General features: G+C 42.3%; 25 protein-coding genes. 5 read left to right on the forward strand and 20 right to left on the reverse strand.

The window, feature by feature from the left end; genetic code table 11:
- Positions 1-290: 290 nt before the first annotated feature.
- Complete coding sequence (locus SK578_RS09485) at positions 291-536, forward strand: hypothetical protein (RefSeq protein ID WP_042751768.1); 246 nt, start codon at positions 291-293, stop codon at positions 534-536.
- Between the two features lie 166 nt (positions 537-702).
- Here SK578_RS09485 and nrdI read toward each other — a convergent pair whose 3' ends face one another.
- The 5 genes from nrdI to SK578_RS09510 all read right to left on the reverse strand — a co-directional run bounded on the left by nrdI (position 703) and on the right by SK578_RS09510 (position 5,395).
- Positions 703-1,167: a class Ib ribonucleoside-diphosphate reductase assembly flavoprotein NrdI gene (gene nrdI, locus SK578_RS09490; protein ID WP_020901834.1), complete on the reverse strand. Its 465-nt coding sequence runs from the start codon at positions 1,165-1,167 to the stop codon at positions 703-705.
- Positions 1,168-1,240: 73 nt separating this feature from the next.
- Positions 1,241-1,774: an ABC transporter permease gene (locus SK578_RS09495; RefSeq protein WP_042751769.1), complete on the reverse strand. Its 534-nt coding sequence runs from the start codon at positions 1,772-1,774 to the stop codon at positions 1,241-1,243.
- Positions 1,775-1,834: 60 nt separating this feature from the next.
- Entirely contained in the window at positions 1,835-3,121 is a 1,287-nt protein-coding gene (locus SK578_RS09500) for a response regulator transcription factor (protein WP_042751770.1), read from the reverse strand.
- An 11-nt stretch (positions 3,122-3,132) separates the two neighbouring features.
- Positions 3,133-4,803, reverse strand: a complete 1,671-nt coding sequence (locus SK578_RS09505) for a sensor histidine kinase (RefSeq protein ID WP_284697407.1) — start codon at positions 4,801-4,803, stop codon at positions 3,133-3,135.
- Entirely contained in the window at positions 4,781-5,395 is a 615-nt protein-coding gene (locus SK578_RS09510; protein ID WP_042751771.1) for a YesL family protein, read from the reverse strand. The genes SK578_RS09505 and SK578_RS09510 overlap by 23 nt, the downstream gene beginning before the upstream one ends.
- 134 nt (positions 5,396-5,529) lie before the next feature.
- On the opposite strand from SK578_RS09510, the gene SK578_RS09515 reads away from it, so the two are divergent.
- Positions 5,530-6,099: an MptD family putative ECF transporter S component gene (locus SK578_RS09515; protein WP_042751772.1), complete on the forward strand. Its 570-nt coding sequence runs from the start codon at positions 5,530-5,532 to the stop codon at positions 6,097-6,099.
- A 28-nt stretch (positions 6,100-6,127) separates the two neighbouring features.
- On the opposite strand, the gene SK578_RS09520 is transcribed toward SK578_RS09515, so the two are convergent.
- The 10 genes from SK578_RS09520 to tsaB all read right to left on the reverse strand — a co-directional run bounded on the left by SK578_RS09520 (position 6,128) and on the right by tsaB (position 14,747).
- A complete protein-coding gene (locus tag SK578_RS09520) occupies positions 6,128-6,820 on the reverse strand; it encodes a methionine ABC transporter permease (protein ID WP_042751773.1) in 693 nt (230 codons plus the stop codon).
- Position 6,821: 1 nt separating this feature from the next.
- The gene (locus tag SK578_RS09525; protein ID WP_000085666.1) at positions 6,822-7,883 is read right to left on the reverse strand and encodes a methionine ABC transporter ATP-binding protein; all 1,062 of its coding nucleotides are present in this window, start codon (positions 7,881-7,883) and stop codon (positions 6,822-6,824) included.
- On the reverse strand, positions 7,876-9,249 hold the full coding sequence (locus SK578_RS09530) for a M20 family metallopeptidase (RefSeq protein WP_042751774.1): 1,374 nt from the start codon (positions 9,247-9,249) through the stop codon (positions 7,876-7,878). The genes SK578_RS09525 and SK578_RS09530 overlap by 8 nt, the downstream gene beginning before the upstream one ends.
- Positions 9,250-9,348: 99 nt before the next feature.
- Entirely contained in the window at positions 9,349-10,203 is an 855-nt protein-coding gene (locus SK578_RS09535; protein WP_042751775.1) for a MetQ/NlpA family ABC transporter substrate-binding protein, read from the reverse strand.
- Positions 10,204-10,356: 153 nt separating this feature from the next.
- Positions 10,357-11,187 carry an amino acid ABC transporter substrate-binding protein gene (locus tag SK578_RS09540; protein WP_042751776.1) on the reverse strand — a complete coding sequence of 277 codons (831 nt, stop codon included), beginning with the start codon at positions 11,185-11,187 and terminating at the stop codon, positions 10,357-10,359.
- Between the two features lie 209 nt (positions 11,188-11,396).
- Positions 11,397-11,720 carry an AzlD domain-containing protein gene (locus SK578_RS09545; RefSeq protein ID WP_042751777.1) on the reverse strand — a complete coding sequence of 108 codons (324 nt, stop codon included), beginning with the start codon at positions 11,718-11,720 and terminating at the stop codon, positions 11,397-11,399.
- The gene (locus tag SK578_RS09550) at positions 11,710-12,405 is read right to left on the reverse strand and encodes an AzlC family ABC transporter permease (protein ID WP_080710021.1); all 696 of its coding nucleotides are present in this window, start codon (positions 12,403-12,405) and stop codon (positions 11,710-11,712) included. Before SK578_RS09550 ends, SK578_RS09545 begins: the two co-directional genes overlap by 11 nt.
- Before the next feature lie 224 nt (positions 12,406-12,629).
- The gene (gene tsaD / locus SK578_RS09555; RefSeq protein ID WP_042751778.1) at positions 12,630-13,640 is read right to left on the reverse strand and encodes a tRNA (adenosine(37)-N6)-threonylcarbamoyltransferase complex transferase subunit TsaD; all 1,011 of its coding nucleotides are present in this window, start codon (positions 13,638-13,640) and stop codon (positions 12,630-12,632) included.
- The gene (rimI, locus tag SK578_RS09560) at positions 13,630-14,067 is read right to left on the reverse strand and encodes a ribosomal protein S18-alanine N-acetyltransferase (RefSeq protein ID WP_042751779.1); all 438 of its coding nucleotides are present in this window, start codon (positions 14,065-14,067) and stop codon (positions 13,630-13,632) included. Before rimI ends, tsaD begins: the two co-directional genes overlap by 11 nt.
- Complete coding sequence (gene tsaB, locus SK578_RS09565) at positions 14,064-14,747, reverse strand: tRNA (adenosine(37)-N6)-threonylcarbamoyltransferase complex dimerization subunit type 1 TsaB (RefSeq protein WP_042751780.1); 684 nt, start codon at positions 14,745-14,747, stop codon at positions 14,064-14,066. The genes rimI and tsaB overlap by 4 nt, the downstream gene beginning before the upstream one ends.
- 1,317 nt (positions 14,748-16,064) lie before the next feature.
- Here tsaB and SK578_RS09570 point away from each other — a divergent pair.
- Positions 16,065-16,298 (forward strand): DNA-dependent RNA polymerase subunit epsilon, encoded by a 234-nt coding sequence (locus SK578_RS09570; RefSeq protein ID WP_042751781.1) that lies wholly within the window; start codon positions 16,065-16,067, stop codon positions 16,296-16,298.
- Position 16,299: 1 nt separating this feature from the next.
- On the forward strand, positions 16,300-17,979 hold the full coding sequence (gene rnjA / locus SK578_RS09575) for a ribonuclease J1 (RefSeq protein WP_000331986.1): 1,680 nt from the start codon (positions 16,300-16,302) through the stop codon (positions 17,977-17,979).
- A gap of 63 nt (positions 17,980-18,042) precedes the next feature.
- Here the strand turns inward: rnjA and mnmG are convergent, their stop codons facing one another.
- The 4 genes from mnmG to mnmA all read right to left on the reverse strand — a co-directional run bounded on the left by mnmG (position 18,043) and on the right by mnmA (position 22,103).
- The gene (gene mnmG / locus SK578_RS09580; RefSeq protein WP_042751782.1) at positions 18,043-19,956 is read right to left on the reverse strand and encodes a tRNA uridine-5-carboxymethylaminomethyl(34) synthesis enzyme MnmG; all 1,914 of its coding nucleotides are present in this window, start codon (positions 19,954-19,956) and stop codon (positions 18,043-18,045) included.
- Positions 19,946-20,377 (reverse strand): NUDIX hydrolase, encoded by a 432-nt coding sequence (locus tag SK578_RS09585; RefSeq protein WP_042751783.1) that lies wholly within the window; start codon positions 20,375-20,377, stop codon positions 19,946-19,948. Before SK578_RS09585 ends, mnmG begins: the two co-directional genes overlap by 11 nt.
- Positions 20,378-20,385: 8 nt before the next feature.
- A complete protein-coding gene (locus tag SK578_RS09590) occupies positions 20,386-20,841 on the reverse strand; it encodes an NUDIX hydrolase (RefSeq protein ID WP_042751784.1) in 456 nt (151 codons plus the stop codon).
- A 140-nt stretch (positions 20,842-20,981) separates the two neighbouring features.
- Positions 20,982-22,103 carry a tRNA 2-thiouridine(34) synthase MnmA gene (mnmA, locus tag SK578_RS09595; protein ID WP_042751785.1) on the reverse strand — a complete coding sequence of 374 codons (1,122 nt, stop codon included), beginning with the start codon at positions 22,101-22,103 and terminating at the stop codon, positions 20,982-20,984.
- 301 nt (positions 22,104-22,404) lie between these two features.
- On the opposite strand from mnmA, the gene SK578_RS09600 reads away from it, so the two are divergent.
- Positions 22,405-23,286: a hypothetical protein gene (locus SK578_RS09600; protein ID WP_042751786.1), complete on the forward strand. Its 882-nt coding sequence runs from the start codon at positions 22,405-22,407 to the stop codon at positions 23,284-23,286.
- Between the two features lie 87 nt (positions 23,287-23,373).
- Here the strand turns inward: SK578_RS09600 and apf are convergent, their stop codons facing one another.
- Positions 23,374-24,024, reverse strand: coding sequence for an aggregation-promoting factor (gene apf / locus SK578_RS09605; RefSeq protein WP_042751787.1), 651 nt, complete (start codon positions 24,022-24,024; stop codon positions 23,374-23,376).
- Between the last annotated feature and the right edge of the window lie 118 nt (positions 24,025-24,142).

The raw sequence follows: 24,142 nt of genomic DNA on the forward strand, positions 1-24,142 counted from the left end.
GCTTCACTAGTAAAGACACTTGCCTAAACGCCTCACTAATTCACCTAACCAAATAATATCGATTTGGTTAGGCTCATGTCGTAATCTTTTAATCACTTTATTATAAAGTAGTCTAAGTAACAAATGCCAAATCCTATCAGGTATTTGGCTAGGTGCTTCACTAGTCATGGCCCCTAAATATAATCGATTTAGAGACCATGACGTCGCAACTATGGTGATTTGCCTAATCGCTTCACTAAACTAATTCAATCTACTCACTACTACTTCTTTATCATACAGGGAGATATTCTATGAGCCAATATGCTTATATCCTCGTTGTGATTAGCTTGGTTTTCCTTTTTCTGCTTAATAAGTACGAGAAGGAGAGACTGCAAAAACTCTACCAAGAACAACTTTTAAAGGATGAAACATTTAGGTCTGACATCAAAGAGAAAATTCACACGACTGAAAACATCAATGATGTCATTGCTTACATCAATAAAACTTATCATCTAGGAATGTTGCTATCAAAAGACATTACAGATCAATTGAAATAATCAAAAACCGAGAAGAAAGCTTCTCGGTTTTTTTAGGGCATAATTTTTATCTTCCAACTATAGCAAATAACATTTATATTAAAAATTTTATAGGTAATTTTCATCTCTGCTATAGAGGGGGATATAATAAGTTCTTTCTTCTAATGATTGAAAGATTGGTTTCAGCTTAACTTTCCAACTCATACAAATCTGCGATAATCGCTGCGACACGTTTGATATCTCCCAGCATACCTCGCATTTCAAAATCAGCCAATACAGGGAAGCCAAAACGTTGACTATATTGCTTGGCTGTCAGGCAGTATTGGTTATTAAAGTTACGATTTCCTGAACCAACCACACCAAAACACTTACTAGCATTGTCACCATAGGCGATAAAATCTCCCACTGGTGTCGTCAAAATCTCGACATCTCCGTTATCCACGCCATTCCCACCTTCTAGGTAAGTCGGCAAAAAAGCAACATAGGGATGGTCCATTTCATAGAAATCTTGGCCTTCTTTGACCAAATCCTTGATATGAATCTTTTGAACCTCAATTCCCTCGTACTGGGACAAGAGATAGTCTTTCAAGCGCGTCACAAAACTCTCCGTATTTCCGCTCAGACTGATGTAGACCAAGGAAACTTTTTTCATGTTCTCCTCCTTTTTTTAAATCATAAAAAATAACTACCAAGATTGTATCTTGATAGTTATGCTTTGTCAACTCTTAGGCAAGTTCTTCCTCTTCTTGAATTTCTGTCAATTCTTTTTGCTGACGCCACATTTTATAGAAGACGATTGCTAGGAAGATAACATTGAGTACGATCCCAAAAATAGCAGAACCTTTGGCACCAAGCTCCGCTCCCATACGGATGTTAGGGTCTGTAAAAAGTAAAACCGCATCCTGAACGCCGATAAAGTTGTAGATAGAACCAACGATGGCAACGAAGACATAAGCAAGATAAGTGTAGTTAGCCAATTGGATGTTTTTACGAACAAGGAAAACCAAAGACACAACCACCAGAATAACAGATAAGACAACCAAGAGAATGTTGAAGATAGAATGACCATGCTCCGATACCTTAATGGTGTAAGCAACGAGCTCCTTAGCATAAGTAGCATTAACACCTGATGCTGATGTTTCTAGATTGTTCATACCCTCCGCAGTAGGTACTGGAGATATGATTCCAAATAGTGACATTGCTGAGAGTAAGGCTGAAAAAATCAGTAATACCCATAGATAGATTGGTTTCTTTTTCATAATAGAACCTCCTGATATTATTATCGATATTATAGCACTTTTTGTAAAGGGATACAAATATTATAGTGTGGTTTCCACCTGTTTTCGGTAGGCTTTTGGCGATTTTCCGCACAATTTTCGGAACACTTTATAGAAATATCCAACATTACTGTAACCAACAGCATAACAAATATCTTCAATACTGTCACTAGTTGAAAGCAAGAGCTGCTGGGCAGCCTTAATGCGTTGTTTATTTAGTAACTCTGCGAAGGTCGAATTGGTTTCACGCTTAATCAACTGTCCCAGATAAACAGGATTGATAAAGAGATCCTTACTGATATCCTTGAGAGAAAGTTCTTTCTGATAATCACTCCCAATGACTTCTAGCACACTAACCACATTTTCATTCATCCGATATTGTCCAAAGAATCGAGTCAGAGTTTCCTTGATATAAGGAACCAATTCATCGAAGGTTTGAATAGCATGAATCGTTTTGACAATATCCGTCAAATCATCAGCCTTTAGATGTTCAAACAAATGAAAGACATCCATGACAAACTGGATAAAAAGCTGTTTGGTAATCGGAACACGCGGTGTATTTTCAAGAACCACCTTCTCCAAGAGATTTAACTCTTCTACGATTTGATTGAGATTTCCCTGAATGATAACCCTATAAATCGGTTCGTAATAGGCAAAGAGACTCTCAGACTGTTTTAGATTTACAGAACCGTAAAAGAGGGCTTTCTCAGCATTCAGCTTCCAGCGTTCAAAGTGTTCCTGATAAGGAGCTTCAAAGGGAGTAACGACTAAACCATCTAGGAGTTGATCAGAAATAAAAATCTGCCAGTCTTGACCCAAGACATAGTAGGGAATGGTGAAAGAGCCTTGTTTTTCCTTGGATAGGCCTATCCACCAATTCTCCTTACCTCCTAGATAACTAACAAATCCAGCCTCGTCTAAATCTTGACTGAGGGTCTGACTTCTCTTTCCTCTCTCGCCTAGCTGACCTGCAATCTTCTCCAGCAAATTACCCAACTCTACCTTATCAACAGGTTTGACCAGATAGTCCACCACACTAAGGTTCATTGCTCTTTTTACATAATCAAACTCCTGATAACCTGAGAGCAGGATATAGGCAGCATCTGGTAAGATTTCTTTCATCTCCCGAATCATATCAAGCCCTGTTTTGTCGGGCATATTGACATCGGAAATGACTACATCGACAGGATTTTCCCGAACATATTCCATGGCTTCATCAGCATGACTGGCTGTTGCGACGACCTCCATATCCCACTTATCAAAAGGAATCAAACGTTTCAGACCTTCTGTCACCATGTACTCATCATCTACTAATAATACTTTATACATTTTCTCCCTTTCTACTCATCTTGAATTGTAATACGATACTGAACACCTGCTTGCTCCGCAGACTCTATAGTAATGGCATAGCGATCCCCAAAATAGAGCACAAAACGCTCATGGACATTGACAATCCCGATAGACTGCTTTTGTTCACTATAACTGGCTTGGTGTTCAAAATGTCTCTGCCTTAACTTTTCTCGGATATCGACCAGCTTTTCAGTCGACATTCCACGGCCATTATCTACCACCAAAATTTCTACAAAACCATCCTGTTTAAGCGCCTTGATGCTAATCACATTATCTGTCCGTCTGTGGTCAACACCATGCGCGAAATAATTTTCTACCAGCGGTTGCAAGGTAAACTTAGGAATCTTCATATTCTCTAACTCTGGATCTATCTTGAAACCATAGGCAATGGACTTGGGATAGCGAACCATGCAGAGATAACTGTATTTACGGCAAAATTCTAATTCCTGTTTGAGAAGAGTTTCTCTTTCGTCGGAAATATTGTTACGCAACAGGCTACTGAACTCATAAATGATATCTGCCAACTCATCTTGACTTTGCATAACTGCATACATGCGCAAGAACTCCAGCGTATTATACATAAAATGAGGGTTGATTTGCGCCTGCAAGGCCCGCATATTGGCATCTTTTTGACTAAGCTCTAACTGATAAATATCATGTATATTCTTTTCCAATCGATCCAACATATCATTGGTGGTCTCTGCGATTAAGAGCAATTCCTGATCCTTTTCAAGCGTATCAATGCGAAGACCTTCTTGTCCTTGGGCAATAGCTTGGATGGAATCCACCAAATCCACTACCTGCTTTTGATAATTAGCAAAGGTCTTCCTCAAAGTCAGATAGAGAATGACAATAAAGAGAAGGCTCAAACCCACAATCAAAGCAGAGCTGGCAACTGTTCCTTGTAAAACAAAGTTTTTAGGAACTGCCACCTGAACCTGATATCCATGAGAAGTCATACCAACAAACCAGTTCTCATGTTCCCTATTGACCCTCTCACCAATATGAAAAATCTCCGTATCAAATGGTGATGTCACAGTAACAGCCATCGGAATATGACCTCGGGTATTGTCAATGGCATGATATAAAACTTCTGGATCCAAGGAGATGTAAATCACTCCTATAGATTGATCCGTTGCTGGGTCCAGAACTGGAATTCCAAAACTATTTGCCTCTGGTTTAAAGGCCTCAGCTGGCAAGACATGACCACTTCTTTTATCCCTTGTTGACACATAAACTTCTTTAAAATCCTGCAAGACGATTGCAACACCCGTTATAGAGTCATTTTGGACATAAAGATCATCAATGTTTTCATACAGAGAAATAGAAGTTGACGAAGTTGCTTGATGCTCCAACAGCCAATAAAAATACTCAGAAGTTGACAAGCTAAAGTACTTATAAACCCCTTGTATCCGGTCTTGATTGGCTACTAAATCTTGCGCCAGTTGGGCTGACTCCCGATAATAATACTCCACCTCATCAACTGTTCGAGTGGTTACACGTTGGGCTACTCTTTGAGCTTCCTTTTCCCGTGAATCCCAGTCAGCGTAAGAGAGTAAGATTGCAAAACTCGCAATAATAATCATCATAACTGAACTGTAGGTTCTTAGAAGCGTATGTAGCCAAAACTGCTTCATTCTATTTTGTCGCCAATTTTTCATGGATACTTTCATAGACCGGTTCCAACATATCACTGATAAAGAAATGCCACATCCCAATTCCTACAAAGAAAAGTAGGGCAGGCATATAGTAACCAATTGCCACAAGTAGCACAGTTCCAAGGAGAACCTTGGCCACAGCCACTAGACTCATAAAGATGCCAATCAAGGATAGTTTGAGACTATTTCGATAAGACAAGTCAAAATAAACTTGTAATTTCAAAGATACTGTATAAGCCAAAAACAGCAGGGCAACTACTAGAACATTCAAAAAGGTCGCAATCAAATGAACGATGGTCTGATGAGGTAATTGAACCAATAGATACAAACCATAGACCAAAACTAGATCCACCCCTAAAAAGCTATAGAAAATCAGGTTGCTTGAAACAAAATTTTGCTTATAAAGAGACCAAGCCTCCTTCAAACTGTATTCCCGAAAGCTATAACCATGTTCTGCATATAGACTCATCAAGGTGGCACTAGCCGGCGCTAGACCAAGGATAATCCCTCCTGCTAAAGTTAATAGCCAAAAGAAGGCTGTCGCAATCATCCCTAAAAAGAAACGATTAAAGACAAAGTCTAAAAATCTCCCCATGATATCCCCCTAAAAATAACTATGAAACTATTATATCATATTTCAAGCGTTTTCAAAAACTTCTAGTATCCATTTACAATCCCACCAAACCATGGTAAAATGAGAATTGTGAAAAAATTATCAGGAGACAATTCATGAAGAAATCTATCTTAACTACACTGCTTTTTGCAGTTCTTTACTTCCTCTGCATGGGGATTGGTGTCCTTTTGGGCAATCTCTTTGACCAAACTGGAAACATGTTTTATGCGCCTGCCTTTACTGCCCTTGTCGGCGGTAGCGTCTATATGATTCTAATCGCAAAAGTTCCGCGCTTTGGAGCCATTACCACTATCGGCCTTGTCATTGCTCTCTTTTTCTTGGGAACTAAACACGGTGCCGGTGCCTTCCTTCCTGGAATTATCTGTGGCCTGCTAGCAGATGTAGTAGCTAACCTCGGAAAATACAAGGACCAAACTAAGAATTTCCTTTCTTTCATACTCTTTGCCTTTAGCACATCCGGACCAATTCTACTCATGTGGATTACTCCCAAAGCCTATATGGCTACTCTTCTGGCAAGAGGAAAATCCCAAGAATATATCGACCGTATCATGGTCGCGCTAAATCCTGGAACCGTCCTTCTATTTATCGCAAGTATTGTCATCGGAGCCCTAATGGGTGCCTTGATTGGACAAACCTTGAGTAAAAAATTGGCACAGAAAATCTGATTACTAAAAAAGAGCCACACGGCTCTTTTTATTTATGGCTCAATTTCTTGGTCAAGAAATCTCCCAAGAATTGGATTGCAAAGATAATCAAAATGATAATTATGGTTGCCAGGATGGTCACATCGTGATTGTAGCGGTTAAATCCATAAGCGATGGCTACGTTACCGATACCACCAGCTCCAACCGCACCGGCCATAGCTGTTTCACCAACAAGGGAAATCAAGGTCACTGTCGTCACACGGATCAAATCTGGAAGACCTTCTGATAGGTAAACACCTACGATATCCCAGAAGGTCGCTCCGCTAGCTTGAGCCGCCTCAATGACACCACCATCCAATTCAACCAAGACAACCTGAACTTGACGGGCAAAGAAGGCAAAGACCGCAAAAGATAGGGGTACAATAGCCGCATTGGGCCCGATACTTGTCCCTACGATTAGGTGTGAGAAGGGGGACAAGACTGCCAAGAGAATGATAAATGGCACCGCACGGAAAATAGAGGTAATTTTGTCTAAAATCCAGAAAACGACTTTATTTTCCAAGACACCACCTGGCGCTGTCAAGACAAGGAAGAGACCTGCAACAAGCCCCAAGAAACCTCCGATGATGAAGGAAAGAACTGTCATATAAAGAGTTAGGTAGATGGCTGTTCCCCAGCCTGCTTGACCAGCCCAACCCATTTTATAGACATTTGGTAAATAGGTTTGAATCAATGATTCCATCTTACTGTCCTCCCTTCAATACTTTTAGCTGCACACCCGCTTGACGAATGGCTTCTTGGGCACCTGCTAGCGCTGCTTTTTCACCTGACAAGACCACCACTAATTCCCCAACAGGAGTGCCATCGAGAATTTCGATATTTCCATAAAGGATATTAGCCGTCACTTGGTAATGTTTGTACAATTCATTCAAAAGTGGCTCATCTGTTGAAGCACCTGCATACTTGAGTTGCACCAAGAGACTGTTTTCAGACAGATGTTCCACGATTTCTTGCTTCTCGATTTTGACCATGGCTTCGTCAATACCTGTAGCTGTTGAGATAAAGTCTTGAGTCAAAGGTTGTTTAGGGTCTGAGAAGATTTCAAGCACACTGCCCTCTTCAATCAAATGCCCATCCTGCATAACTGCCACACGGTTGGCAATGTCTTTGACAATCTGCATTTCATGCGTAATCAAGACAACAGTCAAGCCTAATTTTTGGTTCAAATCTTGCAACAAGGCCAAAATCTGCTTGGTTGTCTTAGGGTCAAGGGCAGAAGTTGACTCGTCTGAAATCAAGATTTTTGGATCATTTGCTAAGGCACGCGCAATAGCTACACGCTGTTTTTGCCCTCCAGATAGTTGTGAAGGATAGTTTTCAGCACGGTCTGCCAAGCCAACCAAGTCCAACAACTTGGCTACTTTAGCCTTCTTTTCTTCCTTGCTGAGTCCAGAGTGTTTGAGGGCAAAGGCTACATTCTCCTCTGCTGTCTTTTGACTCATCAGGTTAAAATGCTGGAAAATCATCCCGATATCTTGACGTTTACGACGCAACTGCTCTGCCGTCAAGGTCACCTTACCATCAAAAATCACATCGTCGTCAATGGTAATTTTCCCTGCAGATGGTTTTTGCAAGAGGTTAATCACCCGTACAAGGGTTGATTTCCCTGCTCCAGAATATCCAACGATTCCGTAGATATCTCCTTCTTGGATGTGAATGGTCACATCCTTGACCGCTGTGATAGTTCTCTTCTTTTGGTGAAAAGTCACATCAATCTGATCTAACTTGATAATATCTCTACTCATAGCTTCTAATCAGCTCCTCTACTAATTCAATATGGGTGTAGTAATCGGCGATTCGCACGTTTTCATCTCCACCATGGTCTCGGCTATTGGCATTTCCTAGACCGAAGGCCACCATGGGCACCTCTAAGGCATCAAAGACCGTATGCATAGGCCCTGTCCCCGCTGTAGTCGGCAAGACTGAGACGCCCTGTGGATAGAATTTCTTGGCCAATTCGATCACATTGAGAATGGCTGGCGCGCTCATATCGCTTCGATAGCTCATCTCTCCCAAGGTATAGTATAATTCTACCTTATCAAAGCCATTTTTGTCTAGCTGTTTCCGAATTTTTTCCAGAACATCATGCGGTTCTAGGCCAGGAACCAAACGAACTTCTAACTTAGCGCTGGCTTCTGCTGGCAAAATTGTTTTAACTCCTTGCCCTTGATAACCTGACTGAATCCCTTCGATATTAAGAGCTGGCTCAAAAAAGAAACGTTTTAGGAAGGCTGCACGGTCCTCTTGTAAGAGAGGCAATTCCAAACCATAAATCTGACTGATTTCCCCTGGATTTCGTTGGGCATAGGTATCCACCAAGGCCAATTCTCGTTCATTTGGCTCTTGTACTTTTTCGTACAAACCTTCAACCAAGATACGGCCATCTGCTGCACGAAGAGACTGTAAGGCTTGAAGGAGATACCACGGAGCTGATTCCACAACCCCACCATAACTAGAGTGAATATCCACATCAGCACTTTTTACCTTGGCATCAAAGGTCACAATCCCCTTATTTCCACCAGAAATTTCTAGCTGTTCCAAGGCATTTTTGGTCCCTTGTTCCCAGACCAACAAATCCGCCCCACGGAGTTTATCCGCATGTTTTTCCAGATACTTATCCAGGTCTGTCGAAGCTGATTCCTCCGCTCCCTCCATGATAAAACTGATATTGACAGGCAGGTCATCATGGTGTTGCATGTATTTTCTCAAAGCACTCAAACGAGCTGTGATATGACCCTTGTCGTCATCAACCCCACGCCCATACATGAAACCATTGCGGACCGAAAGCGTAAAGGGATCCTCTGTCCACACCTGATCCCCATCCGCTGGCACAGTGTCATAGTGGTTATAGAAAATCAGGGTCTTGGCATCTGGACGCGAACTCTTGAAATGTGCCATGACAAAAGGCGCCGTATAAGTCTCATCAATCTCCACTTCAGCCTCAACACGCTTAAAAATCTCACCCAGATAGTTGGCAACTTCTTTGAGACCCACCTGTTGGGCAAAGACCGACTTCTTAGAAATCAAGGTACGCAAAACCTCAAAATAATGCTGGGCCACATGATCCTTTTCAAATTTTTCAATCTGTTCTTGTTCACTAGGAAAAACCATATTCTCTCTACCTTTCTATGAACCTATAGTCTTCTTTACAATCCCTGCTCTATACAAAAGCAAGAGGTGGAATTTTCTCTCCCACCTCCCTGTTTCTTATTACCAAACTGGTTGATCCAAACCGTCTGATGTTTCTTCGATAACTTTTTTCACTTCATCTGTGTGGTAAGCTGCGATTACTTTCTTGATAGCATCAGCTTTTGGTGATGTTTCCCAATCTTTTTTCGCAACGATGATGTTGTACCATTGTTTTGAATTTTCATCAGCTTGTTCTTTGAAAAGTGCTTTCTTGTAGTCCAATTTTGCTTCTGTAACGAAGGTATTGTTTACAACAGCAGCGTCAACTGATGACAATGAACGAGCTGTTTGGCTAGCATCCAATTCAGTGATTTTCAAGTTCTTTGGATTCTCTTTGATGTTAGCAACTGTTGCAAGAGCAGTTCCTGAAACGTCCAATTTAATCAAGCCAGCTGATTGAAGCAAGTAAAGCGCACGGCTTTCGTTTGTAGCATCGTTCGGTACAGCGATTTCTCCGTTTGCTGGGATGTCTTCTACTTTAGTGTACTTGTTGTCGCTTCCATTCAAACCTGAGTAAAGACGGATTGGAGAGATGTAAGTATCTGCAATCGCTACAAGGTCTTTTCCGTTTTCTTTGTTCCAGTTGTTCAAGAAGTTATAGTGTTGGAAAGCGTTCAAATCTACTTCGCCATCAGCAGTTGCCTTGTTTGGTTGTGAGTAGTCTGTGAACTCTGTAAATTCCAAAGTGATACCGTCTTTTTTAACCAATTCTTGAATTTTGTCCCAACGTTTTTCTTCAGAACCGCTACGGTTAACAGTTGCAATTTTAATAGTTGTTGCATTGTCTGCTTTCTTTTCTGAGTTTCCGCAAGCTGCAAGAGCCAAACCTGCGACTGTAGCAAGGGCTGCTACACCAAGCCATTTTTTAATTTTCATGATTCTTTCTCCTTAAAAATAATACCGTACTAGTATCTCACAATTTGTTTGATTTCACAAATTGTTATTAGATAGCCAGATATATAGTTTAAAACTATATCCCTAAAAACTGAGAAATCATCCACCTTATGCAGAATGGATGATTTCAAAAAATTATTTAATATCAGCTTCTGCTGGTAGATAAGTGTCTCCGAAGAATTGTTTAGACAATTTTTCAAGGGTTCCGTCTTTGTAGAGTTCTTGGATACGTTTGTCTACAAATGTTTTTAACTCATCTTGACCTTTAGCAAGAAGTGGGTAAACGTAAGGTTGTTGGTCGCTTGGAAGTTCGATAACTTTCAAGTTATCCAAACCTTGGTTCTTGATAACTGTTTCAACACCGATTTTATCAAAAATCTTGTAGTCAAACTGGCCATCGCTCAAGCGTCCCATGATTTGTTGGAAGTCTGCTCTAGTGTAGTTAAGGACAGTTGGATTATCTGCGTGTTGTTTGTTGTAGTCTTCTAACTGTTTAGCAGATGTTGTCCCTTGAACAACTTCTGTTGATTTTCCACCGATATCATCAAGTGATTTGATGCTAGAGTCGTCCTTCTTCACTACAAGAACGTTAGGGTTTTTAGCAGTTGGGGCTGCGTAAAGGTATTTTTCAGCACGTTCTTTGGTGTAGCTGATGTTGTTAACGGCCATTTGGTAACGGTCAGCATCTAGTCCTGCAAAGACACCTGACCACTCTGTCTTCTCAAACTTGACATCATACTTGTCAGAGTCTTTAAAGATAGCGCGAACCACTTCAATTTCGTAACCAGTTAATTCGCCATTTTCTTCATAGTTGAATGGTTTTGGTGAAGCATTGGTTGCAACGATAATTTCTTTCTTGCTAGCTGCTTCTCCTTCTTTTTTCGCACCACCTGAGCAAGCTGCTAGCACGCCTGCAGCAACAAGCCCTAGAGCAGCAAGAGATGAGTATTTAACGATTTTTTTCATGTCATTTCCTCCAAAATAGAATACCTTATAATCTTAACAGAAAAAGAGCATTTACGCCATTATATGATATCTATCTCTGTGATAGGTTTTCTTTATGGCTGATTTATACTCAATGAAAATCAAAGAGCAAACTAGGAAGCTAGCCGCAAGCTGTACTTGAGTACGGTAAGGCGACGCTGACGTGGTTTGAATTTGATTTTCGAAGAGTATTAAAAGACCAAACGCAAGACGGCAATCAAAACCACTCCAAAGAGAACTGTTCCGACTAGATTGCGGTAGCGAAAGGCTACCCAAGCTGTTGGAAAGACGGCTAAGAAGTCCAGCCATTTGATTTGAGGAAGACTGCAAACCTTACCTGTCACTACACTTGAAAGAATCAAGGCAAAGATAATAGAAACGGGCAAGAACTTCAAAAAACGCTCAACGATAGCTGGCAAGCCCTTATACTTGACCAAGATGAAGGGAATCATACGGGGAATCCACGTCACCAAGCCAGAGAAAATAACTGCTAATAAAAGATACTTACTGACCATCTAAAACCACCCCCATTGTACAACCAAGTAGCGTCGCAAACAGAACAGCTAGCGACTGAGACACCACTGTCAAGAGTAAAAAGAAGGACACCGCAACAACCGCTAGGATAATGAGCAGATTTCGGACAGGAATCCGTCTTTGCATAATCTGGAATTGCGAAGCAAAAATTCCGATGAACATCCCAACCAAAGCAAAGTCCAGCCCAAAGATTTCTGGATTTGGCAGCAGGCCACCCAGAGCCGTTCCGACAACTGTTCCCACAAACCAAGCCACATAGCTGTTGAGATTGTTTCCGTGCATCCACATCGGATTGACCTTGTCTGTATGGGCTAACTCGCCCATCAAAACGCCATAAGTCTCATCCGTCAAAAGGCTAGACATACCGATATTTTGCCAGAGACTGGTATGACGGAAATAAGTCGATGCGTGCAAGCTCAGCAAAAAGAGACGCAAATTAATCAAAAAGACCGTCATAGCAATAGCTGCCACAGGTGCTTGAACTGCAATCAGTGCCAGCATGGCAAACTGGGCACTCCCAGCATAAACAAAGAGGCTCATCAAGCCCATCTCTACAGGTGTCACATAGGGCGCACCGATAATTCCACAGGCCAGCCCGATACTGACATAACCAAGGGCCGTTGGCATGGCTGCCTGCACTCCCTCCCAAAATCCTTTTTCTTTCATCGTTCTCCTCATATTGTCTAAATAATACTCAATGAAAATCAAAGAGCAAACTAGGAAGCTAGCCGCAGGCTGTACTTGAGTACCGCAAGGCGAAGCTGACGTAGTTTGAAGAGATTTTCGAAGAGTATAAGTAGGCTGAAAAGGCTCCAGCCACAGCATGGACTATTATAACACATTCATAGAAGAGAAAAAAGTCTGCTGATTGTAATCAGACAGACTCCATTTTATTCCATCGTATCAAAAGCGAGACTTGGTTTGGCATTGAGGTCCAAGTTTGCAAAGCTTTCTTTGTTCCACTCGCTGACGCTGGCATAGGCAATCATACCTGCATTGTCTCCGCAGAGGCGCAGAGGTGGGATGATGACCTTGACATCTGTTATTTCGGTTGCTAGGCGTTCTCTGAGACCTTTATTGGCTGCCACACCACCTGCCACAACTAGAGTTTTAACAGGGTATTTCTCCAAAGCCTTCTTGGTTTTTGCCATGAGAATATCCAGGACAGCTGCTTGGAAGGAAGCACACAAATCCTCTGTGGACAGATTTTCTCCCTTTTGTTCGGCATTGTGATGAAGATTGATAAAGGCAGACTTCAAACCTGAGAATGAAAACTCCAGATTATCTTCCTTAATCATGGCACGAGGGAAATCATAAATATCCTGCCCCTGATGAGCTAGCTCGTCAATCTCACGACCGGCAGGATAGGTCAAGCCCATGACACGGCCGACCTTATCATAGGCCTCGCCAACCGCGTCATCTCGCGTTTCCCCAACAATCTTGTAATCACCAGCCTCGGAAACATAGACCAACTCTGTGTGTCCACCGCTGACCAAGAGGGCTAGCAAGGGAAACTCCAAAGGCTCCACGCTCTGAGCTGCCATGAGGTGACCAGCCATGTGGTTAACAGGAATCAGCGGAAGTCCATGTGCCCAAGCAAAGGCCTTGGCAGCTGACAAGCCAACTAGCAAGGCTCCGACCAAGCCTGGTCCATAGGTAACAGCCACAGCTGTCACGTCCTCTTCCGTAATCCCTGCTTCTGTCAAAGCCTCCTCGATACAGGCTGTAATGACCTCGACATGGTGACGACTGGCTACTTCTGGCACTACGCCCCCAAAACGTTTGTGACTCTCAATTTGACTAGCAATGACATTGGACAAGAGCTCATCATCGTTTTTCAAGACGGCAACACTGGTCTCATCACAGGATGTTTCAAATGCTAAAATATATCTATCCTTCATCTATTTCTCTCTTCATGATGATGGCGTCCTCGACTGGATCATGGTAGTAGGCCTTTCTCTCAGCGATGACTGCCATCTTTTCTTTTTTGTAAAATGCTTGCGCTCGTTGGTTTGACTTTCTGACTTCGAGGAAAATCTCCTTGTCTGTCGGCAATTGAGCGAATAAAGCAGAGGCTATCCCCTGGCCTCGATAGGCTTCTTTGACAGCTATTTGCAGGACTTCTACTTCAAAAAGATTCTCCTGAACAGCTAGAAATCCAATCACTTCGGTCCCATCATAAGCCAAAGCATACCAAGTCTGGTCTTGGGACAGGTCTGCTTGGATTTGTTCTATCGTCCAAGGACTGACTGGGTAAACAGCTATCATAACAGCGTAGATGGCTTGAGCCAAGTCAGGTTGCTGTTGAGTTCGTTTGATTTCTATCATAGGCGTTTAATGTAGGACTCACCAGAATCGGTATGGTTCTTGAGCCAGTTTTCCTCAGCCTCAACACGTTTGAGGTAGTTCGGCACAAAGTCGTGCAAGGAATCTGCTTCCTTGTCCCAGGCCCAAAGAGCAAGATTGGCTGCATTAGGCAAGGTTTCTTTGTAATCAGTCCTTGGCAAATGTTCTTGAATCTGCTCCACAAAGGTTCCAATTTCTCCGACAAAGGTTACCTGACTAGCACCTTTGACTTTTTCTAGCACCTCTTCAAAAGATAGGTGCGCTTCTGGCATGACAGATTTAGCATTTTCATAAAATCCTGCATAAACATTATTGCGACGCGCATCCATCAAGGGGACAAACAAACCTTCTTGTTGGTAGGGCACCAGAGCCAAGAGGCTCGACATACCAACTAACTCAATGTTCAAGGTATGAGCCAAAGTCTTAGCAGTGGCTACCGCAATTCGCAAGCCTGTGTAGCTACCTGGCCCTTCCGCTACCACGATTCGGTCCAAATCCTTGGGTGTCAGGTCCAGACTCAACATCAAAAAATCGATGGCAGGCATGAGGGTAATACTGTGATTTTTCTTGATATTAATCGTCGTCTCGGCAAGAATCTGCTTGTCCTCTAAAACAGCGAGAGAAAGAGCCTTGCTGGACGTATCAAAAGCTAATACTTTCATAACACATTCCTATCTTTTGGTCTGCTTACTATTATACTACAAAAGCTGGCACATGGGAATTTTCTTTATTCCCAAACAAAAATGCCCCAGCATAAGCAGGGCATCTAAGCATTTAAACCAAAGTAGAAAACGAGCCAGATAACATAGGTTACAAGGAGGATAAAAATTGAATAGAGCGTCACAAAAGCAAGCTTCCAAAGGAATTTTTTTTGCGGTGTCCCAGATGTACAAACAGAGCATTCCCCCATAGACACAGGCTACAAAGACTATAAACACCAAGAGGCCAACCCTATCGCAAATTCAAACAAACTAAACATTCTTAATCCTCTTTTTGGTATTTCTATTTTTATATAAACTGTTGACTATGTTGGTCTATCAATGTTAAAATGTAATTCAACACTGGTAGGAAAATCAGGTTGAGTCGTTGACTCTTCGGGTTGCGGTGCTATCCCTGAAACTTTGGTTTCTAAAGAACTGAAATTGCGATTGAACAATTCGCCCCCAGTGTTTGACGGCTCTTGACTTCGGTCAGGAGCTTTTTGATGCTTTTAAAGTTGATTCCCTCAGTAAGTTATAGTAAAATATAATATTGAGAGGATAACGTAGGGCGACTGGTAACAGAGCGTTCAAAGGTACCAACTTCTGGTACGGGTGTGGGACTGCCTTCAGCTTTGAGCTGTAAAGACCCCTGACTACCATTGGTCCTCTCTTTTTGCTTACTCTTAAATTAAGTGCTTGTCTTTGCCTTTTAGTAAGCACTCCACTCCATCTTGCTATTTCTACATCGTTATACTTATAGATTGACTTCTTAACCTCATAGATGATAAAATGGAGTAAAGGTTGAGATTTGGTCTGACTTGGTGACAAGTCTTTCAAAGGTTGTGATTCAATCACTTCAGGTAATGGTACTGCCCCTTGAGCTTGCTCAGAAAGATCCCTTAATTTTGTCTCAGCCTTTTTATTTGCTCTTGAGATTTCTCAAGAGCTTTTTCTTTTTTCAAAGATATCATTCTGTCCCAACCATCTACACCAACGATTAATGAAACTAGAACTATATTCTCCCTTAAATCTACTATCTCTTTAGATTTCCCCTTTAATTATAACACCTAAGCGCTCTCCGAACGAATCCTATCTATCTTTTGCTCCCTCTTCCCCTCACGACTTTCTCGTTTCCGTCTTTTACTAATTTTTCATTTTGTGGTATAATTGAAATAATTGTAACGAATCAAGGTCAATCTAGACAAAAATGGAATGAAATCAAGCAAATCTCTGCTAAAAGTTTGGAATAAGCTGACCTGTAAAATAGAAAGGAACTATATGATTTACAAAGTTTTTTATCAAGAAACAAAAGAACGTAGCCCACGTCGTGAAACAACACGCGCACTTTACCTAGACATCGATGCCAGCTCAGAACTTGAGGGTCGTATCACTGCTCGCCAACTTGTCGAAGAAAATCGCCCAGAGTACAACATCGAGTATATCGAACGCTTGTCTGACAAATTGCTAGATTACGAAAAAGAAACTGGCGCCTTCGAAATTACGGAGTTCTAATATGGCCTATACTCTTAAACCTGAAGAAGTAGGCGTTTTTGCCATCGGTGGTCTGGGAGAAATCGGGAAAAATACATACGGGATTGAATACCAAGATGAGATTATCATCGTCGATGCTGGGATTAAATTCCCAGAAGATGACTTGCTTGGTATCGACTATGTCATTCCTGATTACTCTTACATCGTGGACAATATCGACCGCGTCAAGGCTGTCTTGATTACACACGGACACGAGGACCACATCGGTGGGATTCCATTCCTTCTCAAGCAAGCAAATGTCCCTATCTACGCTGGACCACTTGCCTTGGCTTTGATCCGTGGAAAACTCGAAGAACATGGCCTCTTGCGCAACGCCAAACTTTACGAAATCAATCACAATACTGAGTTGACCTTTAAAAATCTCAAGGCAACTTTCTTTAGAACGACTCACTCCATTCCAGAGCCTTTGGGGATTGTTATTCATACTCCTCAAGGGAAAATCGTCTGTACGGGTGACTTCAAGTTCGACTTCACGCCAGTTGGAGAACCTGCGGACTTGCACCGTATGGCTGCCCTTGGTGAAGAAGGCGTGCTCTGTCTCCTGTCTGACTCAACAAATGCAGAAGTGCCAACCTTTACCAACTCTGAAAAAGTCGTTGGTCAGTCCATCATGAAGATTATCCAAGGTATCGAAGGACGTATCATCTTTGCATCTTTTGCCTCAAATATCTTCCGTCTCCAACAAGCAACAGAAGCTGCTGTTAAGACTGGACGTAAGATTGCGGTCTTTGGTCGCTCTATGGAAAAGGCCATTGTCAACGGAATCGAGCTTGGCTACATCAAAGCTCCTAAGGGAACCTTTATCGAGCCAAATGAAATCAAAGACTACCCTGCAGGCGAAGTTCTGATTCTCTGTACAGGTAGTCAGGGCGAGCCTATGGCGGCCCTCTCTCGTATCGCCAACGGAACCCACCGTCAGGTGCAACTCCAACCCGGTGATACGGTTATCTTCTCTTCTAGCCCAATCCCTGGAAACACTACTAGCGTCAACAAGCTGATTAACATCATTTCTGAAGCTGGTGTCGAAGTTATCCACGGTAAGGTTAACAATATCCATACATCTGGACACGGTGGTCAGCAAGAACAAAAACTCATGCTCCGCTTGATTAAGCCAAAATACTTCATGCCTGTCCACGGTGAATACCGCATGCAAAAAGTCCACGCTGGACTAGCGGTGGATACTGGTGTCGAGAAGGACAATATCTTTATCATGAGCAATGGTGATGTACTTGCTCTTACTGCTGACTCAGCTCGTATCGCAGGTCATTTCAATGCCCAAGACATCTATGTCGATGGAAATCGTATCGGTGAAATCGGCGCAGCTGTCCTCAAAGACCGTCGTGATTTATCTGAAGACGGTGTCGTTCTAGCAGTCGCAACTGTTGACTTCAAATCGCAAATGATTCTGTCTGGTCCAGATATCCTCAGCCGAGGCTTTGTCTACATGAGAGAGTCTGGCGACTTGATTCGCCAAAGCCAGCGTATCCTCTTCAATGCAATTCGTATCGCACTGAAAAACAAGGATGCCAGCGTGCAATCTGTCAATGGTGCCATTGTCAACGCCATTCGACCATTCCTCTATGAAAATACAGAACGTGAACCGATTATCATCCCGATGATTCTCACACCAGACGAAGAATAATACTCTTTGATTTTCATTGAATACAAGTCAACAAAACAGCTCCGTCTTCGGAGCTGTTTTTCTCTATGCTTTCTTTTCTTGATTTTTAGAAATACTACGATTTTTACCTTCAAGATACACCATCAAAATAGAAATGTCTGCTGGGTTTACTCCCGAAATACGGCTGGCTTGGCCGATAGTTTCTGGATTGATGAGTTTGAACTTCTGGCGAGCTTCTGTCGCGATAGAATCAATATCATCCCAGTCGATATTGGCTGGAATGCGTTTTTCTTCCATGCGTTTCATCTTGGCAACCTGGTCCATGGCTTTGGAAATATAGCCTTCGTATTTGATTTCTGTTTCAATCAATTCGATAATCTTGTCATCCAAGTCCTCTGCTGCTGGCCCGATGAAGGCTACCACATCTTGGTAAGAAACTTCTGGACGGCGAAGGAATTCCTTGGCTGTCACTGCATCTGTCAACGGCTTGAAGCCCATCTCCTCAACCTTGGCATTGGTTTCCTTGACTGGCTTGAGTTTGATGCTGTCTAGGCGCTTCATCTCATTGTCAAATTGATTTTTCTTGATTTCAAAACGAGCCCAACGTTCATCATCCACAAGACCAATCTCACGTCCCATCTCTGTCAAACGCATATCAGCATTGTCATGGCGGAGAATGAGGCGGTATTCAGCACGACTGGTCAAAAGGCGATAAGGCTCAATGGTTCCTTTAGTCACCAAGTCATCAATCATGACCCCGATATAACCGTCACTACGCTTCAAAATCAACTCAGGCTTGCCTTGGACTTTCAAAGCCGCATTGATCCCAGCGATAATCCCTTGGCCTGCTGCCTCTTCGTAACCTGACGTTCCATTTGTTTGACCAGCAGTGAAAAGTCCTGAGATTTTCTTGGTTTCCAAAGTCGCACGCAACTGGTGCGGCAAGACCATGTCGTACTCGATAGCATAACCTGTTCGCATCATCTCTGCATTTTCCAAACCTTTGATAGAATGAACCAGCTCACGTTGGACATCCTCAGGTAGACTGGTTGAGAGGCCTTGGACATAGACTTCCTCTGTATTGCGTCCTTCTGGCTCAAGGAAGAGTTGGTGACGTTCCTTATCCGCAAAGCGCACAATCTTGTCTTCAATCGACGGACAGTAACGAGGTCCCACTCCCTTGACCACACCTGTAAACATAGGCGCACGGTGGAGGTTATTTTGGATAATTTCATGGCTGGTACCATTGGTATAGGTCAACCAGCATGGCACTTGATCTTTGACATAATCCTCATCACGTGAAGTGTATGAGAAGTGATTAGGTGCTTCGTCTCCTGGCTGAATTTCTGTCACGTCGTAGTTGATAGAAGAAGCCTTGACACGTGGAGGAGTTCCTGTCTTGAAACGACCAATTTCGAGACCCAATTCCTTGAGGTTGTCAGCAAGGTTAATAGAAGCTAGGCTGTGGTTAGGTCCTGATGAGTACTTGAGATCTCCGATGATGATTTCCCCACGGAGAGCAGTCCCTGTCGTCACAATAACAGCCTTGGCAGCATATTCTTGATGGGTCGCTGTGCGTACACCGACAACCTTTCCATCTTCGACCAAGATCTCATCAATCATGGTTTGACGAAGGGTAAGATTCTCTTGATTTTCAACTGTCTTGCGCATTTCCTTAGAGTAAAGCTCCTTGTCAGCCTGCGCACGAAGGGCACGGACAGCTGGCCCCTTCCCTGTGTTGAGCATCTTCATCTGGATGTAAGTCTTGTCAATGGTCTTAGCCATCTCGCCACCGAGGGCATCAACTTCACGCACGACAATTCCCTTGGCAGAACCACCGATAGAGGGGTTACAAGGCATGAAAGCCAGCATTTCAATGTTGATAGTCGCAAGTAAGACCTTACAACCCATACGGCTAGCGGCTAGGGATGCTTCTACCCCAGCGTGTCCCGCACCGATTACAATAATATCGTATTCTTCAGTAAAATTATAAGTCATTTCTTAACCTTTCAAAAATTTCTCGTAAATAAGGAACTAACTTCTCCTCCTCTAAAGCTTGAGCCAGAGTAACCCATTTAAAGTGCGTATGCTCTTCAGGATCTAATCTGATAATTGTCTTCTCCCCAACCCACTCTGCTTTATAAACTAAGCGAGTAAAGACAGTATCCTTAGAAGTATCCAGTTGACTATCTTCGTGAAGAAGTTTGAGCGAACTGCTATCTAGCCTAACTCCCGCTTCTTCAATACATTCTCTAAGAGCTCCATCTCGCGGAAGTTCACCCTTTTCAACCCCGCCACCAGGAATATCCCAGTAAGTTGGATAAACATTGGGTTGTCCTCTTTTAATTTCCGAACGCTGAATAAGCAAATAATCATCACCACTATGAACAAGTACATGGGCAATAAGCTTAACCATCATTTTCTCTCCTATTCCTCAAGATGAATGTGTCTTAGTTGGCCATCCCAATCTGGCAAGGCTGTTTTTAAAAAGGCTGGAACTAGATTGATACCCTCAAGCTTGTCTATGTCAATCCATTCACAGGGCTGCCTTTTCTCATCTTCCTGCATGGTCAATGGAGCATCTTCAAGCAAGTCCACCAGATAATGAAACTCTATATTGTGATAGGAAACACCGTCTTGTTCAAAACGATTTTCAACAACAAAAGCTAGTTGCCCAGCTTGAGCTTTGACACCCAGTTCTTCCCTCACTTCACGAACTACCGCGTCCTCCGTTCTTTCATTGACTTGAATCGCACCACCGATAGTGTAATACTTGCCATTATCTTTGGTAACTAGGAGCTTGCCATTTTGGAGAATCAAGGCTGTCGCCCGAACGCCAAAAACTGTATTTTCCACTTTTGTCCGAAAATCTTGTTGAATCATTCTTGTCCTTTCCTTTAAACGACACAAAAACAGTCAAAACTCCAAAGAAGTGCAGGACAAAAAAGCCTGCAACATCCATGAGCTTTGACCATCATTTCTATTGCTTTTATTATTGTAGCAAATTGAGAAAATTTGTCAATCTAAATGTACTGACAAACTTGTCCGTCGCGGTAAGCATTGTCAATCAAACCACCACCTAGACACTCTTCGCCATCGTAAAAGACAACTGCCTGACCTGGTGTGATGGCGCGTTGCGGTTCTGTAAAGATAACCTCTGCCTTGTCTCCTTTGACATGGACAGTCACCTTAGAATCAGGCTGACGGTAGCGGAATTTAGCCGTACATTCTAGCGTAAATTCCTCTGGCATGTCACGAGTAAAGTGAACTTGGCTAGCCTCTAGGCTGGTTGACATGAGCGAGTCATGGTAGAAACCTTGGCCTACATAGAGAATATTCTTGCTTAGATCTTTTCCGACAACGAACCAAGGTGCATTGTCACCACCATGTTGCCCACCGATACCGAGGCCGCCACGCTGACCAATCGTATAGTACATAAGACCAGCATGCTCGCCCATATCGCGACCATCTACAGTCATCATGCGACCTGGCTGAGCTGGCAGGTAGTTGCTGAGAAAGTTTTTAAAGTTCTTTTCTCCGATAAAGCAAATCCCTGTCGAGTCTTTCTTCTTAGCAGTCGCAAGTCCTGCTTCTTCTGCTAGTCTGCGAACTTCAGGCTTTTCCAAATGTCCCAGTGGGAACATGGTTTTTTGAAGTTGTTCTTGCGACAGTTGGCTGAGGAAATAGGTCTGATCCTTGCCATTATCCACACCGCGAAGCATGTGAACAGTGCCATCCTCATCACGCGCTACACGGGCATAATGCCCAGTCGCTACATAGTCTGCCCCCAAGGTCATGGCATAGTCCAAAAAGGCCTTGAACTTGATTTCCTTGTTGCACATAACATCTGGATTTGGCGTGCGTCCTGCACGGTATTCCGCTAGGAAATACTCGAAAACGCGGTCCCAGTACTCTTTTTCAAAATTGACAGAGTAGTAGGGAATGCCAATCTGGTCTGCTACCGCAGCCACATCCTTGTAATCTTCGGTCGCCGTACAGACGCCGTTTTCATCTGTGTCATCCCAGTTCTTCATGAAGATACCGATTACATCGTAGCCCTGCTCCTTGAGAAGAAGAGCCGTCACCGACGAATCAACACCACCACTCATCCCCACGACAACACGTGTTTTAGAGTTATCACTCATGGTAAGTCTCCCATCTATTCGTTTATTCACGATTGAAGGTCGTGTGTGCTTCACGATTGAAGGTCGCTTGAGCAGTATTCATTATAACATGCTTGGTTGGAGAAGACAAGAAAGAGGCTGATAATCTGACATTCTATTTGATAGAAACAGAAATATAATTACAAAAAGGGCAATGAACAGTTAAATCTCGATTCTACTTATAAACTTATTTATAAAATAAGCTAAAAATGATATACTGTAATGAGGAGGAAGTCGTACATGATCCCTTTAAGATACTACCATCCATGTACGTAGTACGATTGTGAAAAACTACAAAGATATTCTAACATCAAAAAATACTATTTTTACTATCATTATTGTTGTAGGGCTTGGACTTTTAATAGGTTTAGTCATTCATCAAGAACATATCCAAGCAGAGAGAGGGAACATCGCTCTCAGCAAACAACATAAGAATGGACAAGATGTCGAACAAGTAAAAAATGCTATTAAAAACTTCAATATTGATTCTGAAACGATTATAGAGGATTGGAAAAAAATTCAAGAATTAAAGCCTACCACTGACGAAGGCAAAAAGACATTAATAGATTTTCTTACTTCTACGGCCGATAAAATCACTAATCATTATACTGAAAAAGCTTTAAAATTGGATATAAAGGAATCCGATAGCCAGTTTGAAGATAAACAAGCACTTGAAACAGCCATCACTTCCTTACAAAAAATACTAGAAATTATTAAAAGTGTCAACTCCACAAGCGAACAAGCTACTATTGATGAAAAAATAAAACCCATTCAAGAACTGATTTCAAAATTCCAAAAGCAAGCTGAAGTCTTGACCAAAAAAGAAGAAGAACAAAAGTCTAATAAAAAAGAAACAGAAACGACTAGTAACGTTGAGGGAAGAGAAAGCTATTCTTCAGAAGGAGGTAGCTACACTCCAAACTATACTGAGTCAAATAGGAACAGATATAATTCACAAGCACCTGCAAGCGAGCAATATTCATCTGATAGTGCTAGAAGTGGGGGAAACACTGCTGTCAATACACGAGATCAAGTTACTGATACTGCAGGAGCCCAAGGAGATACGAATACCAATAATAATAGTAATAATGCTGAAGTTCCCGATGCTAACAGTAATAATCGCACTAATTCAGCTGGAGAAACTCCAGAATCTCGTCAGCCGTAAGCAATCTGTTATTACTACTATTTAAAAATTGTCTTTTGTCAAATAAAAGCACACAAAAAGAGCCATCAAAGGCTCTTTTTCTATTTCTTAATACCAACCGTTGTTAAGCCAGAAGTTTTTAGCAGCAGTCCATGAACCGTAGCGTCCTGCAACGTAAGCATCTGCTACACGTTCTTGGTTAGCAGCTGAGTAGTCACCGTTCAAGTATGAATCTGTCAATTGATAACGTCCAATGTATTGGCCATTTGTAGCTGTATAGCTACCACCTGATTCTTTTTGAGCGATCCATTCTTTAGCTTCTGCTTCAGATCCGCTTACAGTTGCAGCAGGTGCTGAAGCTTCTGTTGAAACAACTGTTTCTTCTGCTGCAGGTGCGCTTGCCGCTGGAGCTGCTTCCTCTGCTACTTCTGTAGTTTCTGCTGCTGGAGCTGAAACAGTTTCATCTTGAGCAGCTGGTGCCGCATAAGTAGCTGGCGCTGGTGTTGCAACAGGCGCTACAGGGCCATCGATAACCAACTCTTGACCAACATAAATCAAATGAATGTTGTCGATGTGGTTGTTTTCTGCCAATTTCTCAACAGTTGTGTTGTGAGTTTCAGCGATTTCTGAAAGTGTATCACCTTCTTTAACAGTGTAAGTTGATGATTCTTGAGCAGATACAAATGATGGAGCAAATACTGCAAACAAGGCAGCTACTCCTGCAAGAGTTGTTTTAATCTTTTTAGTTGTTGATTTCATATTTGAAAATTCTCCTTCTTTCTATAGTTCTATCATACCCTTTAAATATTACCGTTTCTTGACACTTTTATGTAGAAATATTACAAAATTATTTTTTATTTCCCTAAATAAGCTATTT

The organism is Streptococcus mitis (genome assembly GCF_000722755.1).
GTDB classification, from domain to species: Bacteria; Bacillota; Bacilli; order Lactobacillales; family Streptococcaceae; genus Streptococcus; species Streptococcus mitis_CM.